The organism is Bradyrhizobium sp. NAS80.1 (genome assembly GCF_001908205.1).
In the GTDB taxonomy this organism is placed as follows: Bacteria; Pseudomonadota; Alphaproteobacteria; order Rhizobiales; family Xanthobacteraceae; genus Bradyrhizobium.
This window is the reverse complement of the sequence record NZ_LGHL01000088.1, coordinates 22,082-39,941: the sequence shown is the minus strand read 5'-3', so window position 1 is coordinate 39,941 and position 17,860 is coordinate 22,082. Positions and strand designations below refer to the sequence as shown.

The window sequence follows — 17,860 nt, the reverse complement described above, 5'->3', positions numbered from 1 at the left end:
CCGCGCCCGGCCATGCTCGGTCCGCCGCCGCGCGGCATGCTCGCCATGCTGGATCGTCCACGCGCGGATGCTGCGGCCGCCGACCGGCCGGAGGACACGTTCATTGCGCCGCCGCGATTGCCACCGCCACGGTTGGCATTGGCGGCACGATTGCCGCCGCTACCGGCGCGGTTCGCCGCCTTTGCGCGATCGCCGCCGCCCTTGGCACGGTCACCGGCACCCTTGGCACGATCTCCGGCACCAGCCCTATCGCCGCCGCCGGGCCGATCACCACGATTGCCCGCACGGTCGCCCGCGCGATCTCCGGCACCAGCACGGTCACCTACACGGTCACCTGGGCCACGATCACCGGCGCGATCACCCGCCCGGTCTCCCGCGCCCTGATTGGGACGCAGCACCTGGTTGCCGTCACGGCCGCGGAAGTCCATCCGGTCCGAGGCACCGGCCTTGATATTGTTGTTGCCGAAACGCTGCTGAACGTTGACGTTATTGTAGCGCACGCCCTGGCGATGCGCCGGATTGTGCTGCCAGCCTGTATTGATGTTGGCGGTACGATGATTGACGTAGACATTGCGGTTGCCCCAGTTGCAGCCGCCGCCCCAGTAATTGCCCCAGCGTCCGATGGCCCAGGCGGTGCCGAAGGCGATACCAGCGGCAACCACGCCCGCGCCGATATAGGACGGATAGCCCCAATAATACGGCGGATACTCCGTATAGGGCCAGGCGCCGTAGACCGTCGCCGGATCGTAATAGGGCACGTATATCGCCGCGGGATCGGCCTGCTGGATGACAACGACCTGCTTGCCTTCCTCGGTCTGGACGCTGACCTTTTGCTGCTTGGTCGTGACCAGCTTCTTGTTGTCATAGGCCTTGTTGCGCAGGCGCTGGATCGCATCCATCACGTCAGGCTGCTGCGCAAGAAAGGCGTCGCCGAGCTTCTTGGTCCAATCAAGCTGGTCGCTCATCATAGTCAGAACATCAGCGGTGCTGGCGAGCGCCTTGACGCTGTCATCCCAGCCCTGCTTGTCGACCTCCGTCTTCAGCGCATCGCCCTTCAGGGTCTTGCGCTCCTTCAGCCAGCGGTCGGCCTGTACCACTTCCAGCGGATAGGTCGAGGCGGCCAGCACGTTGGCAAGGAGCTCGTCGGGATAGAGCGCGATCGGCGCGACCAGCGCCTCGAGCTGCTCGGGCTTCAAAAGCTCGGCAGCCGGCGCCGGCAGGTTAGCCGGCTGCGCCTGCGTACTTGGTGTCACAGGCGCGCCAGGGGCCGCCGGCGTGGTGGCCTGCGCCATTGCTGCGGCGGGGATCGCCAGCAGCAGCGCAAGCGCCATCAGGGTCTTGCCGCAGCGAAACATCACAACCTCCCAAAACTTTCTGTCCGCGACCATCGGGCCGGACCATGGGCGTTTGTTGATCGAGATCAACGAAACGCATGCGCCGCCTCTGCTGCAGCGCGAGGAGGAGGTGTCGTTCGATCAGTTCAGCTTCCATCATCAGCCGGCCGGGTACGCAGCCGCGGCATCAACCAGCGACATGAACTCGCGGCGTCTCATGGCCACCCACGCTCCCCAATCCGGCCCCGGTCATCACGCAACCGCGAAAAGGAAGAGTCTCGCCAACGCGGAGATTCGATCAAAATCAAGATACCGGCTGTCAGCGGATGATCGGGAGCCGTATCGTGAACAGCGCGCCCCCCGCGGGCTGGTACGACGCGGCAATCGTGCCGTGATGGGCCTCGATGATGGTTTTGGCGATCGCGAGCCCCATGCCCATTCCTTCGGGCTTGGTCGTGAAGAATGGATTGAAGACGTTTGCGAGATCGGCAGCATCAATCCCGGGTCCAGTATCGGCGACCCTGATCTCGGCCTGATTGCCGGCGCGCAAGGTCGAGACGCTGACCTCTCGTTTCCCGGTGCCCGCGTCGGAGATCGCATCCATCGCATTAATGATCAGGTTGAGAACGACCTGCTGAAGCTGGACCGGATCGCCCCTGACGTGGAGATCGGCCAGAACCGGCATATAGGTCAACGTAATCCGGCGTCCATCGGCGACGGCCGTCACCAGGCCGATGGCTTCGCGCACCGTCTCGTTGAGCTCGATGTCCTGGATTTCAAACGGCGTCTTCTTCAGGACGCTGCGCAGCCTGCGGATCACCTCGCTCGCGCGCTGATCGTCGCGCCTGATATCGGCGAGAATCTGCCGGATCTCGTTGATGTCGGGCGAAGCGGCCTTCAGCATGAGCTCTGCCGTTTCGGCGTTGGTCAGGATGGAGCCAAGCGGCTGGTTCAATTCGTGAGCGATCGATGTCGTCAGCTCGCCGACGGCCGAATAGCGGTTGACGTGAGCGAGTTCGGCCAGGCGCTGGCGCGACTCGATCTCGGCGATCTGGCGGCGGCGGCGCTCATGCAGCAGACCGCTGATCAGGCCCGCCTGCACCAGGATCACGGCCGCGATCAGCAGCATCTGCCAGCGATACATTTCCCAGAGGGGTGCCTCGCGAAACAGGACTTCGCTGCCCGGCGGCAAGCGGCTCTCGCTGATGCCCCAGCGCTGCAACTCGCGCCAATCATATTTCGGCGGCGCAAATCCGATCGGATCGTATTTGACGTTGGCCGGCTTCTCGCCGCCGAGGATGCGGATGGCGGCGCTGACGGTCTTGGCGCTGGTTTCGGCGACCGAATGCATGGGGCCGCCGACGGTGCTGCCGCCGAAGAACGGCTCCTGATAAGAGAAGATCGGCGCATTCGCGACCGCATGCAGATTGCGGAGCGCAATGTCGCCCTCGTGGACGATGCCGGTGGCATCGACCGACATCAGGCCCCAGAACAACACCGTGTGCGGCGGAAGCGTCGATGCGCGCTTCAATATCTCATCGAATGACAGGTCGGAGTACCAGGTGAGAACGAGCCGGCCTTCCAGCGGCTTCAATTCCCGTTTCACCTCATCGGCCCAGAATTTTTCAAGCGGCGATGCGCCGATCACGACGGCGATCGCCTTGGTGTCCGGCAAGACCTGCAGAATGTTCTCGAAGGCTGCCAGAAAATCATTTCGGACCGCCACCACGGCGTCGTTGTCAGTGAGGTCGAAGCGGTTCACCATCCGCTGCTCGACCACGGTCAGCACCATCGGTGTGTTGGGAAAGAGCTTGCCCCGATATCGTTGCACGAACCGCGCGGCAGGCGCGCCGACGCTCAGCACGATGTCAGGCGGTTCGCCCTGGTAAAGTGATGCCAGATATTCGACGAAGGGCGCTTCCGGGCCCGGACCATTGAAGCGCGCAGTGAGTAGCGTGTGTTCCTGGATGTCGAGCGGCCATGGCGACTGCCGTTCGAACTCAAGCTCGATGCTTCGCGCATATTCGCTCCACGGCCGGAACTCGCGCCCGAAGGAATGCAGCATCAGCACGCGTTTGGGCTCGTTGCGCGCGGTCGCGTCCGGCTCGACGGCACTCACTGATCCGGGCAGCGTGCAGACAGCGAGCAACAAGCCAAGACAAAGCAGCACGGCCCTTGCCGGCCACAATTTGACTGACGCAATGATCACGCGCCCGCTCATCTTCCTCCGGCAGCTTCGACGGCCGTTCCCAATTCTAGCGGGAATTGCGCAGCTCCGACAGCCCGCGAAATGGCAGCGTCCCTCAGCGTTCCAGGACAGGCGGGCGCAGAATGCGGCAAGAGCAGCCGCGAGGATATCGCTACCTTGCCGGGCATCGGTGGTAGCGGATTTCCATATCTTCCATGCCGGGGAACAGGCGAACCAGACTATTCGCATCCAGCTCCTTCAGGCTGAATTGTACGCTGGAGAGCATCATGTCGGTCGCGCACGCCGCGATCAGGTTGACGTTCGGTCCGCTATCCTTTCTTGCCTTGATCCGGCAGCGCGCGAACTTGCCGATGATCTGGTCGCCGTCGACGATGAAGCCGCCGCCAAAGACGTCCGACATGTCGGTGAAGCCGCGCTGCGTCCCCTTGCTCGCGAACACCTTGGCACAATTGTCGGCATCGCTGACCCATGCACCGTCGAGATCGAGCGCATTGGCGCGAACGGCCAATGACGTAAGCAGTACTGCGCTGAGTGCGATTACAGTCCGTGAGCCCATCGCGTCATCCCCTCCCTCTCGCGCTCAATGGCCGCTCAACACAAGCGTCTTGATCGGCAGCAGCAATGCCTGAATGCGCAGCAGCAGCGCATGCACGAGGCCGACACCGTCGACGATGTGAAGCGCGATCGCACGGCCGGTGCTGGTATCTGCGGCAGAAATTTCCTCGTGGTTGCTGGTATACGCGTTCACGATGCAGCTGCTTCCCGGCGTAACCCCGTCGAGCCCGTTCTTGTAGAGCGGTTCGAGAAACACGAGGATCGTGCCGGGCCTTGCAGCGTTCTGCGCTTCGATCAGTTGCTGCCCGCCCTGGAACTGTCCGGCGGCGATGTAGTCCTGCACTGTAGTAACGAGCATGGGAATGATCACCCAAGGACGGGAGTTACAAGCCGCTTCCGCCACCATGCCCTTCTTCAGCACGCCGGCCTCGATCTGGCCGAAGCCAGCCTGGAGCACGGTTCGGCCCGCCCCTTCCGGAATCAGCACGCCAGCAGGCCGCATCAACTGGTTGACGACATCGCCCACGCGAAGCAGGAACTGCTCGACGCGACCGTCGACGCCGGCCCGCACAACGGTCTTGTCGAGGTCGACCTGGGCTTGCTCGAGGGCGGCTTGGGCGCTCGCCTTCTGGGCCGGCAGCAGCGTCGAGACCTGCAAGGCCGCCGTTTCCTTTACCGCGGTGGCGGCATCGATCCCCGCCTGGCGCTGATCGACCAGCACGCGAAGCTTGTCGATGTCACGTTGCGGCACGATGCCGGGGTTGCGGCTCTGAAGCTCACTCTTGACGTCGAGCTCGTCCTTGGCCTGCTGATAATTGGCCTTGGCTTCCTGGATCTGAGCTTCCGCCTTGACCACGTCGGACTGCGCGCTCGTCATCGCGGCGTCAACTTCGGCGACCTTGCGCTTCGCGGTCTCAAAGGCGGCTTGCTGCTTGGAGCTGTCCAGCCTGAACAGCACGTCGCCCTTCCTCACCGGCTGGCTGAACCCAACGTTCACCTCCGCGACCCGCCCCGACCCTTCAGGCAGGATCGGCACGGTCCGGAAGTAGAGCGTCGCAGAGTCCGTCGACGGATGGAAATAGAAGATCATCGTGATCAGCGAAACCGTGAGCATCAGGCATCCGGTGATGCCCCATCTCAGTTCGTACCACACCGAGAAGAACGTAATCTCCTTGCCGATCCGCTTGCCCTGGACGTAGCGACGGTAGAGGTAGTCGGGGACGATGGTAAGGAGCGAGCAGAACATCAGCTCAAACATGGCTGCGCTCCTTCTCCTTGGCGGAACCTGGTTTTTCCGCAGGTGGCGATTCGGTATCGCTGGCGACCTGAGCTGCACCGTTCGTGCCGCCGGCTCCGCCAGCAATCTTCTCGACGGAATCCGCAATGCTGCGGAGCGGCGTTCCGAAGTCCGGTATGTCAATCAGCGCAAGCAAGAGGCCCGCGACCCAGAAGATATGCATGTGCGTAAAGAGCGAGATCAGGCCGAGCACGGCGACGAATTCGAACTGGAGCTTTTGCGACTTGTGCGCCATCCGCTCCGGAAGGCTGTGCAGTTTCCAATAGAGGGTACCGACCCATAGTACGGTCCCGACCAGGAAAATGCCCATGACGACCATGAGCGGATCAGTTCCACTTCCCGGCGCGAGATAGAAAGGCAGATGATGCGGGGCCAATGGATGAAGCTGCTCGCTCAACGTTCACTCTCCAGAAGGACTGCGTTCGACGCGGATCGGCAAACAAAAGGCGCTCCCCCGATACCGACCTGCTTGATTTGGATCAAAGGTGCGCCCGGGGCTGCTCCTAGCCTTTCACGGATGCGGAGCCGGAACAAGCGAGCAGGAGACGCAAGTCATGTCCAGCAACATCGACGATCTCATCCCAAACGCCGCGAAGATTCGCAAAGAAGCCGCCCTCAAGGAGGCCGAGAAAGCCGACGAATACGTCCGCCTCGCCGCCGCCGCCGAGGCCGAGAAGCACGCGCTGATTGAGCGCCTGAGCAAGCCTTCGGGCAAGAGCGAGGAGGAAAAGATCAGGCTCGCCTCGACCGTCATCCAGCGTGCAGTGCGAAACGGCCTGACCGAGGTGCTGGTCTATCGTTTCCCCAACTCGCTCTGCACGGACAAGGGACGCGCCATCAATCAGATGGAAAAGGGTTGGGAAAACACGCTGACCGGGATCCCAAAGGAGATCTTCCAGCTCTGGACCGACTATCTGAAACCGCGAGGTTATCGCATCGCCTACCAGGTCATCGATTTCCCGGGCGGTATACCTGGCGACATCGGCGTGACCATTTCCTGGGACGAGTAACGAACGCAGCAGCGAAAGGACAGGCATGGCCAAGGACGCCCCCCCGGAGCGGATGAAGCGGAAGGACTACGAGAGAGAGCTCGAAAAGCTCCAGGTCGAGCTATGTCACCTCCAGGAATGGGTGAGGACAGAGAAGCTGAAGGTGATCATCATCTTCGAAGGCCGCGACGCCGCCGGCAAGGGCGGCACGATCAAGGCGCTGACTGAAAAAGTGAGCCCGCGGGTGTTCCGAGTCTGCGCCCTGCCCGCACCGTCCGATCGCCAAAAAACCCAGCTGTTCCTGCAGCGCTATATCGAACAATACCCCGCCGGCGGAGAAATCGTGATCTTCGACCGCAGCTGGTACAACCGCGCCGGCGTTGAATATGTCATGGGCTTCTGCTCTCCCGCAGAGCACAAGCGTTTCCTGGAATTGTGTCCGTTGGTGGAGGAATTCGCCGTGGACGCTGGCATCATCCTGATCAAGCTGTGGCTGGAGGTCGGGATGGAGGAGCAGGAACTCCGGTTCAAAGCACGTATCGAGGATCCGCTGCGGCAGTGGAAGCTGAGCCCGATGGACACGGAGTCTTTCGGGCGCTGGTACGATTACTCGCGTGCGCGCGACATGATGTTCAAGGCGACCGACACCAAACATGCGCCATGGCGACTGGTCCGTTCCGACGACAAGCGGCGAGCACGGCTCAACGCCATCTCGCACATCCTGCGGGCGATCCCTTACAAGAAGATCGCGCGGAAAAAGGTCAAGCTGCCGAAACGATCCCACAAGGGACGCTACAACGATCAAGCGAGCCTGCGCGGGGTGACGTTCGTCGAGGAACGATACTGAAACAGGTCAGGCCGCGTGGCGAGCGCGGCCTGATGTCCTTGCGTTCACTTCAACCGGATGGTGACGCCACCGACCGCAGCGGACACTTCCGCACCGACCTTCGGCCCGCTGAGCTGGAGGATCACGCCATTGCCGTTCTGCAGCTGTACGGCGCCGGCGCCCGCAGCAACCGCACCGCCTGCGCCGCCTGCCGCATATGAGCCCTCGATCGACTGCGGCCCTCTCAGATTGAGAGCGCGACCGACCAGCTTGGTCGTCGAAGCTCCCACCGTGAACCCGACGCTCATGCCTGAGACGGTGAAGGGATATCTCTTGCCGTGGTAGACGAGAACGCCCTCCCCGCCGCCGACGCCGACAATGAAGCCGCCCTTGGTGAAGACGACCGCAACCTGGCCGGTATCGGCATGCGATGGCGTGGCGAAGCCGGTAAATGCCGCGAGCGTGGCAACCAGGACGGCACCGGTGGCAAATTTCCTCATGACGTTCTTTCCCCTTTCGTTATGGCGCCTGCTATTGCGCCAGCAGCATTGCGAAGTTTCCGAAGATGGTAAGCAGGATGCCCGAGACGGCGTAGCCGAGGCGGGAATCCGATCCAGGGCACGGAGCTCCGGATTTCGACTGCGGCCTCACGGCACGGGCCGGAATGCGACCGCGCCCGGCGACGCCGCCCATCAGCACCGCCGGGTTGATCTTGAAGACGTGGGAGCCGATCGCCCAGACGATGAATGGCGGGATCGTGCGAGCTTCACGCCGGAGGTCGATGACCATGCCGATAGGCCCGCGCGGACCACGATAGCGCCGGCGACCATGCCGAGGCCGTAACCCTTGATGCTGGCCGGTCCGGTCCAGACCGCCAAGCCTACGACGAAGAACAGCAGCAAGATACCGCTGCAGGAAGGTGAAAAACGCCCTCATATTCGCCCCCCCTTGGCGACTTATGACGCGGCCTTGAGCTTCGGCTGTGCGCCGGGCTTGGGCCGCCCGAGCTTCGCCAAGGCTTCCGTGCGCACGAGCTTCAACCCCTCCTTGGCATCGTAGCCATGGATTTCCTTCACGTCGAGCTTGCGCATGAAGTCGATGGTCTCCTGCGTGATGACCTGACCGGGCACCATGATCGGGAAGCCCGGCGGATACGGGATCACGAAATTGGCGGAGACGAGCTCGGGACCAGCCTTCAGCCGGCGGTCAATCTCGGGATCGTTGAGGCGGATGTGTTCGCAGCCTGCCGCGTCGTAGGCGGCATAGAAGCCGGCGCGGATGTCGCCTTCGTTGGTCTTCTTGCCCGCATCACCACGGAAGCTCGGGTGGAAATGCGAGAAGTTCGGCAAGTCGGGCACGTCTTTCATGAGGCTCGTCACCCGCGCCTCGAACGTCTTCTTCGCGTTGGCGCCGCCCTGAGCCAGACCACGATCGACCTCGCCTGCAATCTCAGCCAGCACGCGGACCAGATGCGCGACGTCACTGCGGGTGTTGTTGATGTTGGACTGGATCAGCACCGAGTTGCGCGAGGTCTTGTTGACCTGGATGTTGTACTCATTGGCCAGAATCCCCTTGAACTGGGTGCCGTCATATCCCGCCATGCCGCACACCAGCGTCATGCGGGTCGGGTCAAGGCAGAACTCGTCCTCGTCGAGGCTCTTGAGCGTATTCACCCAGTTGACTCCGGCCGAGAGATAGTCGGTGAAGCCGCTTTGGCGATATTGCACAGGCACCATGACGCCGGCGCCAAGAATTCGGAAGTATTTCGAGATCAGCGGATTGTTGTTGACCGCATGGCGGATGGCGAGTGCGATCTCCATCGCGTTGGCGATGAGACCGTAACCTTCCAGCTCCATCTGCCGCCGCGAGATATCGAGGCTGGCGATGATCTGCTGGTTCGGGCTGGTGGAAGCGTGCGTGAACACGGCCTCCTTGAATTGCTGCTCGACCGTGTGGAATTCGACGTCCTTGACCGAGAGCATGGATCCCTGCCGTATTGCCGACATCGACTTGTGGGTCGAATTGGTCTGGTAGACCCGCAGACGGATCTGCCGGGGGTCGGGAATGAGCCGGGTCTTGAGCAGAACCTCGTCCGACGGATTCTTGCCGAGCTCGGCTTGCTGCTTCTCATAGGCCGCGACCGACCTGGGGTCGTGCATCCACGCCTCGATCTCGTTGGCGGCGCCCATCGCGGTGCGCCGGCGGAGGAACGGCGAGAAGCGTGCAAAGCCGAACCAGGCCTCGTCCCACAGGAAGATCAGGTCCGGCTTGATGGCGAGACATTCCTCCATGACCCGGCGGGTATTGTAGATGTGGCCGTCGAAGGTGCAGTTGGTAAGGTCCAGCATCTTGACGCGGTCCAGCCGGCCGTCGGCCTTGGCGCCCAGAAGCGCCTGCTTGATCGTCTTCAGCGGCACCGCGCCGTACATCGAGTATTCCGTCATCGGAAAGGCTTCGACATAGAGCGGCTGGGCACCCGCCAGCACCATGCCGTAATGGTGCGACTTGTGGCAGTTGCGGTCGACGATCGCGATGTCGCCCGGCGCCAGCAGCGCCTGCACGGCCATCTTGTTCGAGGTCGATGTGCCGTTGGTGACGAAGAAGACGCGGTCAGCGCCCAGCGCCCTCGCCGCCTTGTCCTGCGCCTTCTTGATATTTCCGGTCGGCTCCAAGAGGCTGTCGAGGCCGCCGGTGGTCGCGCTGCTCTCGGCCAGGAACAGATTCGGGCCGTAGAATTCACCCATGTCGCGGATCCAGTCGGACTTGAAGATGGATTTGCCGCGGGCGATCGGAAGCGCATGGAACGTCCCGATCGGACGCTGCGCGTACTTCTTGAGATTGTCGAAGAATGGAGTGTCGTACCGATCCTGAATGCCCTCGAGGATCGACAGGTGCAGTTCCAATAGCTCCTCGACCGAATAAAAAATGCGGCGGACGACATTGGCCTCGGGATTGCCGGCCAACTCCTCCACGTCGCGGATCGATATCATGTAGAGATCGAGCTCGGGACGTACCCGCTTGATGATCTGCGCAAGCCGCAGCGCGGACGCGTCGGATTCGTCGTTGAGACCGGCAGCAGCCGTGATCGAGCGCAGCACCGGTGCATTATGGCGCGAACGCAGGCCAAATCCCTCGTTGATGACAACCGCCGCAATGTTCGGATTGAGCATCGTGGCGCAGAAGGCATCCTCGAGGCTGCCGACGATGACAGGCTCATAGATGAAGGCATCCACCGGACGCCGCAGCTTCCGCCATTCGGCGGCGAGCGCCGGCCATTGGCTGGGTGACACACCGGTGACGATCAGGGTCTCGAAATAGGGCCGCCGCGCCGTATGCGCGCCGAAGGTCGGCGGCACCAGTTCGGGCACATCGCCATTGCCCTCATCCTTCGCGCTCCAGTCGCCGGCATGCTGGCGGAAGGATCGCGTGGCCAAGGCATGCGTGATCCGGTTCGCAAGTGCAAGTGAGCTCGCCCCATCGTCCGCGGCCGCAGCTTCCCGCAGCGCCGCCATCAGATGCAGACCGGGATAGCCGTGAAACTCTTCTGTGACCGAGAGATCGGCGAGCGCCGCGTCGTAGACCGCGCGGTTGCCTGTCCGCGTCCAAGTCTTTGCGGCCTCCACCAGATCGCGCCAGTCGTCCGCCCGTCCTCCGGGACCGGAAAAGAACTGGTCGATGCGCTTCTGCGCGGGCTTGGTGTCCTTGGACATGCGTCGCTCCCGATCCTTTGGGAAACAGGTGATACGGGATCGTGATTGCGGCGCTGATCCCCCCATTGATCCAAGTCAACGGTCGCGCGCATTCTGACGGACCCATCGGCCGCTGCGAGACCGTCGCGTAGTGATCACGCCGATCGCTGAGCCGGATCGGCCTGATCCTGACCGAGAACGCTGTCGAGCGACCGCAGCCATTGGATGCTATCGGTCTTCTCCGCGAGCCCTTCGGCGCGCAAGAGGTCGCGGAGCTGCGCATGCGCGCCGACAATGCAGAAGGTGACTTGGTGGGAGGCGAGCTCGTCGCAGAGGTCGTGCAGCATGCGCGCGCCGGCGAGATCGATATAGGGCGATGCCGAGAGGTCGCAGGCCACAAGGCGGATGCCCGGCGACCTCCGGAGCGCGATCAGGACGGTTTCCAGGATCGTTTCGGCATTGATGTAGAGCAGCGAGGCTTCCGGGCGAAAGGCGATGATTCCGACTAGCGGCTCCACATCGTCATGCCGCGCACTGTCCGAGTAACGGCCGCTGCCGGGCAAACGGCCGAGAAACGCGACGTTCGGCCGCGAGGCTCGCGCCAGCAGCAGGAAGATCGACGCGATCGCCGCCAGCAGGACTCCCTGGAGAATACCGAGCAGCAGCACGGAGACCAGCGCAATCGCCGCCGCGTAGAAATCGATCCGGCTGACCTGCCACATCCGTAGCAGCGAGCGGACATCGACCAGCTTGTAGACGGCGGCAAAGACAATGGCCGCGAGCACCGCCTTGGGCAGATTGGTGAGCAGCCCCGTGAAGAACAGAAGGCACAGCCCGAGTGCCACCGAGCAGATCACCAGAGCCAGCGGCGTGCGCGCACCAGCGCTGTCATTGACGGCCGATTGTGACAGGCCGCCGGCGACGGGATAGCCATGGCCAAAGGCCGCTGCGAGGTTCGCCGCGCCCAGCCCCAGGAATTCCTGCCGGACGTCGAGCGGATAGCCGTGCTTCGCGGCGAAGCTACGGGCTGCCGAAACACCTTCTATATAGGCCAGCAGAACGCAGCCGGCCGCGAGCGGAAAGAGGTCGTCGAATTCCAGCAGCCCGAATGTCGGCATCCGCAGCGCCGGCAAGCCCTCCGGTATCTTCCCGGTAACGGGAACACCGAGCGCCGGAAAGCCAAGCACCGTCGCCACCACTATTGCCAGTGCCACGATGGTGATGCCGACAGGCTTACCTGGCAGAAGCCGCTCGCCAAGCAGGAGCAACAAGAGCGCGACTGCGCCGATGGCCAGCACGAGCGGGTCGATGTGGCCGAGTTGCCCTGTCAGCTTGATGGCACGATCGAAGAAATTGTGGCCACCGCCGCTGACGCCGAGCAGGCTCGGCAGTTGGCTCATGATGATGGTGAGGCCGGCGCCGGCCTTGAAGCCGACCAGGATGCTGTCGCTGACGAGACGGACGAGCACGCTTAGCTTGAACAGCCAGGCGATGAAGCAGAGCACCGCCACCGCGAAGGCCGCAAGGCTTGCGATCTGCGCATAACGCACCGCGTCGCCGCCGGCGAGCGCCCCTACGGTCGCGGCAATCATCAGGGAGATCGCCGAAGTCGGGCCGATCGCAAGCTGCCGCGACGCTCCGAGCAAGGCATAGCCGATGCCGCCGAGCATGTAGCCGTAGACGCCGACCTGCGGCGGCAGACCGGCGAGCGCGGCATAGGCGAGCGAGACCGGGATGGCGTAGGCGGCGAGCGTGACGCCCGCAACGGCGTCAAAGGACAGCCACTCGCGCCGATAGGCTGCAAGCCAGCCGGCCGGCGGGAAGAAACGTGACCAAGTCGGTCCGGAGGGAGAGTTCATTGCACCATCTCGCGATGCAGCGAGGTGGCACGCCACAGCCATGCGGCCACCACGATGCCAAGGGCAAGGGCGACAAGCGGCTGCACGAAGTGAAACGCCAGAACGACCTCGACTGTTTCATCGCGGCGGATCACGCCGGCTGCGACGTCCAGAGTACTCATGTCGCCAATACGGGCTGTCGCAAACTCTTCATCATGTCATAGGCGTCGCCTGGTCCCCGCTGAGGCTTGATCTGGATCAAGCAATCTCCCCAGGCCGCCAATCAAATCGCCGCAAAACGCAAGGGGATACGCGGGCCATTTCTTCATCGGCTCGCCGGCTGCGATCCCGCTCTGGTCGCCTGGTGACGAAGTTCCTTTGACGCGCAAAAGTAGAGCCACACCTCGGAGACGCGGCCATGCCCCGCCCCCTCAGTTCGATCTCTGGTCTGCTGATCGGCGCAGTCGTCGCGACCGCGACATATCCCGGCTTCGCGGCACCAACGGCCGCGCAGTCCGACGAGCCCGCCGAAGTCGCGACGCGCGGTCAGCGCGAGGTCAAGGACGTCACCTATGGCGATTGGCAAAAGCTCTGCTTCAAGGCCGGCAGTGCTCCGACGCTGTGCCGGACCTCGATCACCGGCAAATTCCCGACCGGCCAGACAGCCGTCCGCGTGGACCTCATCGAACGGGAGGGCGCCTCGACGGCGAGGCTGCAACTCTTCCTGCCGGTCGGCATGTACCTGCGACAGCCAGCCAAGCTGACCGTCGATCAGGGCAGCCCGATCCGCATCCCCTATAGCTGGTGCCTGAGCAACGTCTGCGTCGCAGCCGACGCCGCGCCCGCGGGGATCGTGAAGGAGATGGAGTCGGGAAAGACGCTGGCGCTCGAGGTCGTCGATTCAAACGTTCTGGCGTTGACGACATCGGTGCCGCTGGCGCAGTTTGCACCGGTTCACAAGGGCGCTCCGGCCAAGACCCTTGAGCAATATGTTGACGAATGAGCCGTGGCCTTACCCGGCGGACGCGTTCGTGACCGACTCGATGAGGGACTGTGCCGAAAACGGCTTCGTCAGGTAAGCAACGCAGCCTGATGCGATCGCGGCGGCGCGGTTCGCCGCGCTATCGTTGCCCGTGATGTAGATCACCGGCACCATGACACCCCCCTCCGCCAGCTTCCGGCGCAAATCGATGCCGGATTTTCCGTCGAGATTGATGTCGAGGACGATACAGCTCGCCTTGTCGAATCCGCCGTGATCGAGCAAGGCGCTCGCGGAATCGAACAGCGTTACGACGAAACCGTGCTCGCGGAGCAATCTATACATGCTCGTCCGGATGGACGGATCGTCATCGACGACGAAGACGGACGGGCGCGTCGGCAAGGTGAAGCCTTTCGGGACGGACCAGCTGCGACGTGCAGCTCCGGTGTTTGGGGCGCGCGATTTGCCTTTCTTGTGTAGGGCAAAACGCCACATCATCAGCACGTGCATGGCAGCACCGCACCAACGAGTTGCATATTGTTCCTTGGGGCAATCACACAGCAAAAACCACGCAGTGTGATGACTGAGCAGCTAATGGCCGTTCGTATCGAGCATTCCGAGCCGCTCCGCGATCGAAACGAGTTCGGCAAGCGAATGGACCTGCATCTTCTCCATGACCTGGTGGCGGTGCGCCTTCACGGTGCGCTCGGTCGTCCCAAGTTCATGCGCAATCTGCTTGTTGATCTTGCCGCGCACGATGAGGTCGAACACCTGCCGCTCGCGGTGTGTCAGCGCGGCAAGGTGGGTGCGAAACGTATCGAGCCTGCCGCGTTGCGCGCGCGTGGCGTTCTGGTGCGCCATCGCACGCTCGATCGCGTCGAGCAGAAGCTCCGATGATACCGGCTTGGTCAGGAAATCTTCCGCACCGGCCTTGATCGCCCGAACCGTGGTCGGCGTATCGGCGTGCCCGGTCAGGAATATGATCGGGAGCGTCGAGCCCTGCTCGATCAGTCGGCTCTGCAAATCCGGACCGCTCAGGCCCGGAATCCGCACGTCGAGCAATATGCATCCCGGCTGATCGTCATTCGGCGAGGCATCCAGCAGGGCGTGCGCCGAGGCATAGGTCGCGACCTGATAGCCGGCAAGTTTCAACCGACGCTCAATCGCCGTCCGGAAAGACATATCGTCGTCAACCACGTGAATCAGTCCGCGCACTCTCCACCCCTTGCCAGAGTTGCCGCGAAGACATGAAGTTCCCCAATCACGGGGCATGTCGTCAAGTCGTTCAAAGATTAAAAACACCCGCTTCGCATCAGGGTGAGTTCCGACAACGCCCCCTTTTTCTCATCCGGCGCACCAAACGCCCCCTGATGTTCCTTCGTACAATGAACCTTGGGACAATGGATTGAAATACCGCCTTGGTCAAAAATCAACTTTGGGAGTGGGATAGCGCGGTGCATTCCCTGCTATGAGATATCTGACCTGACGGACCAATTCAGCGATGAGCTGAGGAGTTGGCCATGTTCGTTCGCATCGCTACGGATTCTGCACTGCGTCCCAATTCCCTGCGTGACCTCGGCATGACCAGCGCTTCAAATGCGCTCGTCAGTTTAAGCGAATTTTCCTACAAGAAGGGTACCGAGATTTACGGCGAGAAAGAGCCCGCCGAGTATGTCTACCAGGTCAAGTCTGGTGCAGTGCGAAGCTACAAGCTGCTTTCCGATGGCCGCAGGCAGATCGGCGCATTTCACCTCATCGGCGACATCTTCGGGCTGGAGAACGGCAGCGAGCACCGCTTCACGACCGAGGCAATCGTCGACACCACGGTGCGCCTGGTCAGGCGGCAAAGCCTCGAAACGGTGGCCCAAAGCGATGCCATGGTGGCCAGAAACCTGCTGAGCATGACCACGAACAATCTCCAGCACGCGGAGGATCACATGCTGCTGCTCGGCCGGAAAACCTCGCTGGAGCGGGTCGCGGCGTTCCTGCTGGAGATGGACAGGCGATTGACGGCGTCCAGCGTCATGGCGCTGCCGATGTCGCGGCGCGATATCGCCGACTATCTCGGCCTGACGCTGGAAACCGTGTCCCGGGCCCTGTCGCGCCTGCATGAACTCGGGGTCCTCGGTTTCATCGGGAACACCCAGCGGCAGATCGTGCTCCTCGACCGGCACCAGCTCGCAAGCCTCGATCTGCAAGCCTGATCAGATCACACGTTATTGAATAGCGCGCGATACAGCGCGGGGCGGACCATGTCAGCGCATGGCACAAACTCACACTGCCTCCATCGATTGCTATTCTCCGACCCATGTCGAATGAGAACCCGTTTCGGATCGCAGTGATCATGTTTGCGACGCTGCCATTGCCGTTCACGGTCATGGCCCTTTTCCCGGGATGAGCTCGCTTTTTCTGCTTGGGTCTGACGCGTCGGTCAGACCGAGATAATCGAGCGTCTTGCGCAGAACCTCGAACAGGATCGCGGCCGACCAGCCGAACAGCAGGACGCCGTTCATGGCGGTCATAGGACCGATAAGCCGCCATGCAGGAGCCGGTGTGATATCGCCATAGCCCAGCGTGGTGTAGTTGACGAAGGCAAAATAGAGCAAATCGCTGTCGGGTGCTGCGGTGGCGTCGACGATGTCGTACGTCCAGGCCCAGACCAGTATCTCCAGCATATGCGCGACCTTCAGCACCGCGGCCGTGGCCATCATCACACCCATCAAGCGCCATCTTGGATGCTCGGTCTTTCGAAGCGCGGCACTGCGGGCGATCCAGATGGCGACGACCGTCACCAGCGCGTGGATGCCGATATTGATCACGCTGACGAGCGCACCGACAAGAAATTGAAGCAGCATTTGGATCGACCTGCCTCTTTCTGCCTTTTTGGATCTGCTTATTGTGACGAAGGCCGGTTCAACAACAGTGCCAAGGTGTGCCGCGCGATCGCCAATTCATCGTCAGACGGAAGCACGTAGATGGGAATGCGACCGTCACCTCGAGAGATCAACCGTGCGTGTTGCGCGTTGGCGTTCTCATCCAATACCGCACCGAGCCAGCCCAGCCTCTCGGCGATACAGGCGCGGATAGTGGCCGAGCTTTCGCCTATCGCTCCGGTAAACACGAAAGCATCGAGCCCTTCGAGCGCCGCGGCAAGCAGGCCGGCGTTGAGACCGGCCCGGTAGGCTAGCCGCTCGACAATCCCGTTTGCCAGAAGCGCACCGCTCGCATCCGGTTCAGGCGCGTCTGCATAGGCGTCGGAGAGTCCGCTTCGTATCTCGCTCCCGGACGTCAGGAAGACCGCGGTACCGGGATCGATCTCGTCCGACGTCTGCGCGCCAAACGCATAGAATGCGCTCGTGCTCTCGACGCTGCGACCGTCCCTCAGCGCACACATCGAACTGCTGTTGTCGAGGCGCGCAATGATCACACGGCCCTTCGCGACCTCAGGCGCGACAAGCGGCAGCGTTCGCGCAATCGACTCGTAGGACAGGCCGTGAAATCCCCAGCGCGCATTGCTTTCGCCACCGGGCCGATGCGTCCCCTCGCTCACTGCCGGACGGGCCAGGTGAAACGCGGTATCGAAGCAGGCAACCTGCGGCAATGCAGGATAATTGGCCAGTATCGTCCGGATTGGCACGAGATTGTGCGGCTGACGCTGCGGCGCGAATGCAATCATCCGCTCCAGATTTGCCATCACCGCGTCGTCGATCATGACCGGCCGAACGTAGTCCGGCCCTCCCTGCACGACGCGATGTCCCACCGCCAGCGGGCGTATCCCCAACTCGTCCCGCAACCACGTATCGACCACCGCAAACGCCGCCGGCACGTCACCGACGTCGTCGTTGCGGTAGGCCCGGTGCGCCAAGGGATCTCCATTTGCCCCGCTCGCCTTGAGGCGCGGGAAAGAGCCGAGGCCATCGAGCCGTCCCTTGATTTGCCGTTCGAGCCTCCCCTCTCCCTGCACGGCGAAAAGCTGGAAGTTCACTCCCCCCCGCGTTCGCATCTATAGCAAGGATCGAATCCATGGCAGTCAATCGACGATCTCGGGAGCTGGAATGGCAGCCCCCGGCGCGCGCCCGCATGTGCAGCTATCTCGCGACGCCTGATTGGCCATCGACATGTCCGTGGGTCTCAGCTCGCCTTT

At 62.5% G+C, this 17,860-nt stretch carries 18 protein-coding genes; 4 read left to right on the top strand and 14 right to left on the bottom strand.

What is annotated here, in order from left to right:
• From AC629_RS20775 to AC629_RS20755, 5 genes are all read right to left on the bottom strand, one after another.
• Window positions 1–1,355, bottom strand: a 1,355-nt coding sequence (locus AC629_RS20775) for a DUF3300 domain-containing protein (RefSeq protein WP_084806866.1), incomplete at its 3' end; no start/stop codon positions are given.
• A 298-nt stretch (window positions 1,356–1,653) separates the two neighbouring features.
• Window positions 1,654–3,555, bottom strand: coding sequence for a sensor histidine kinase (locus AC629_RS20770; protein WP_084806861.1), 1,902 nt, complete (start codon window positions 3,553–3,555; stop codon window positions 1,654–1,656).
• 139 nt (window positions 3,556–3,694) lie between these two features.
• Entirely contained in the window at window positions 3,695–4,099 is a 405-nt protein-coding gene (locus tag AC629_RS20765) for a hypothetical protein (protein WP_084806860.1), read from the bottom strand.
• Between the two features lie 24 nt (window positions 4,100–4,123).
• Window positions 4,124–5,356, bottom strand: coding sequence for an HlyD family secretion protein (locus AC629_RS20760; protein ID WP_084806859.1), 1,233 nt, complete (start codon window positions 5,354–5,356; stop codon window positions 4,124–4,126).
• Window positions 5,349–5,792, bottom strand: coding sequence for a hypothetical protein (locus AC629_RS20755; RefSeq protein WP_245331935.1), 444 nt, complete (start codon window positions 5,790–5,792; stop codon window positions 5,349–5,351). The genes AC629_RS20760 and AC629_RS20755 overlap by 8 nt, the downstream gene beginning before the upstream one ends.
• A 157-nt stretch (window positions 5,793–5,949) precedes the next feature.
• On the opposite strand from AC629_RS20755, the gene AC629_RS20750 reads away from it, so the two are divergent.
• Both AC629_RS20750 and ppk2 read left to right on the top strand, forming a co-directional pair.
• Window positions 5,950–6,405: a hypothetical protein gene (locus tag AC629_RS20750; protein ID WP_084806858.1), complete on the top strand. Its 456-nt coding sequence runs from the start codon at window positions 5,950–5,952 to the stop codon at window positions 6,403–6,405.
• Window positions 6,406–6,430: 25 nt separating this feature from the next.
• Entirely contained in the window at window positions 6,431–7,231 is an 801-nt protein-coding gene (ppk2, locus tag AC629_RS20745; RefSeq protein WP_084806857.1) for a polyphosphate kinase 2, read from the top strand.
• Window positions 7,232–7,275: 44 nt separating this feature from the next.
• On the opposite strand, the gene AC629_RS20740 is transcribed toward ppk2, so the two are convergent.
• The 5 genes from AC629_RS20740 to AC629_RS46940 form a co-directional block, all read right to left on the bottom strand.
• Window positions 7,276–7,710, bottom strand: coding sequence for a hypothetical protein (locus tag AC629_RS20740; RefSeq protein WP_084806856.1), 435 nt, complete (start codon window positions 7,708–7,710; stop codon window positions 7,276–7,278).
• A 31-nt stretch (window positions 7,711–7,741) separates the two neighbouring features.
• The gene (locus tag AC629_RS20735) at window positions 7,742–7,999 is read right to left on the bottom strand and encodes a hypothetical protein (RefSeq protein WP_245331934.1); all 258 of its coding nucleotides are present in this window, start codon (window positions 7,997–7,999) and stop codon (window positions 7,742–7,744) included.
• A 167-nt stretch (window positions 8,000–8,166) separates the two neighbouring features.
• Window positions 8,167–10,920: a decarboxylase gene (locus tag AC629_RS20730; protein WP_084806855.1), complete on the bottom strand. Its 2,754-nt coding sequence runs from the start codon at window positions 10,918–10,920 to the stop codon at window positions 8,167–8,169.
• 134 nt (window positions 10,921–11,054) lie between these two features.
• Window positions 11,055–12,758 (bottom strand): SulP family inorganic anion transporter, encoded by a 1,704-nt coding sequence (locus AC629_RS20725; protein WP_084806854.1) that lies wholly within the window; start codon window positions 12,756–12,758, stop codon window positions 11,055–11,057.
• Window positions 12,755–12,919: a hypothetical protein gene (locus AC629_RS46940; protein WP_168195541.1), complete on the bottom strand. Its 165-nt coding sequence runs from the start codon at window positions 12,917–12,919 to the stop codon at window positions 12,755–12,757. Before AC629_RS46940 ends, AC629_RS20725 begins: the two co-directional genes overlap by 4 nt.
• A 236-nt stretch (window positions 12,920–13,155) precedes the next feature.
• Here AC629_RS46940 and AC629_RS20720 point away from each other — a divergent pair, with 236 nt between their 5' ends.
• Window positions 13,156–13,740, top strand: coding sequence for an invasion associated locus B family protein (locus tag AC629_RS20720; RefSeq protein WP_084806853.1), 585 nt, complete (start codon window positions 13,156–13,158; stop codon window positions 13,738–13,740).
• Window positions 13,741–13,749: 9 nt separating this feature from the next.
• Here AC629_RS20720 and AC629_RS20715 read toward each other — a convergent pair whose 3' ends face one another.
• Together AC629_RS20715 and AC629_RS20710 are read right to left on the bottom strand one after the other, a co-directional pair.
• Entirely contained in the window at window positions 13,750–14,226 is a 477-nt protein-coding gene (locus AC629_RS20715; RefSeq protein WP_349531146.1) for a response regulator transcription factor, read from the bottom strand.
• Window positions 14,227–14,307: 81 nt separating this feature from the next.
• Complete coding sequence (locus AC629_RS20710; RefSeq protein WP_084806852.1) at window positions 14,308–14,931, bottom strand: response regulator transcription factor; 624 nt, start codon at window positions 14,929–14,931, stop codon at window positions 14,308–14,310.
• 305 nt (window positions 14,932–15,236) lie between these two features.
• Here AC629_RS20710 and AC629_RS20705 point away from each other — a divergent pair, with 305 nt between their 5' ends.
• Window positions 15,237–15,920, top strand: coding sequence for a helix-turn-helix domain-containing protein (locus tag AC629_RS20705; protein ID WP_084806851.1), 684 nt, complete (start codon window positions 15,237–15,239; stop codon window positions 15,918–15,920).
• Window positions 15,921–16,091: 171 nt separating this feature from the next.
• Here AC629_RS20705 and AC629_RS20700 read toward each other — a convergent pair whose 3' ends face one another.
• Both AC629_RS20700 and AC629_RS20695 read right to left on the bottom strand, forming a co-directional pair.
• A complete protein-coding gene (locus AC629_RS20700; RefSeq protein ID WP_084806850.1) occupies window positions 16,092–16,571 on the bottom strand; it encodes a potassium channel family protein in 480 nt (159 codons plus the stop codon).
• A 38-nt stretch (window positions 16,572–16,609) separates the two neighbouring features.
• Complete coding sequence (locus AC629_RS20695; protein ID WP_349531145.1) at window positions 16,610–17,701, bottom strand: acetate kinase; 1,092 nt, start codon at window positions 17,699–17,701, stop codon at window positions 16,610–16,612.
• Window positions 17,702–17,860 lie beyond the last annotated feature (159 nt).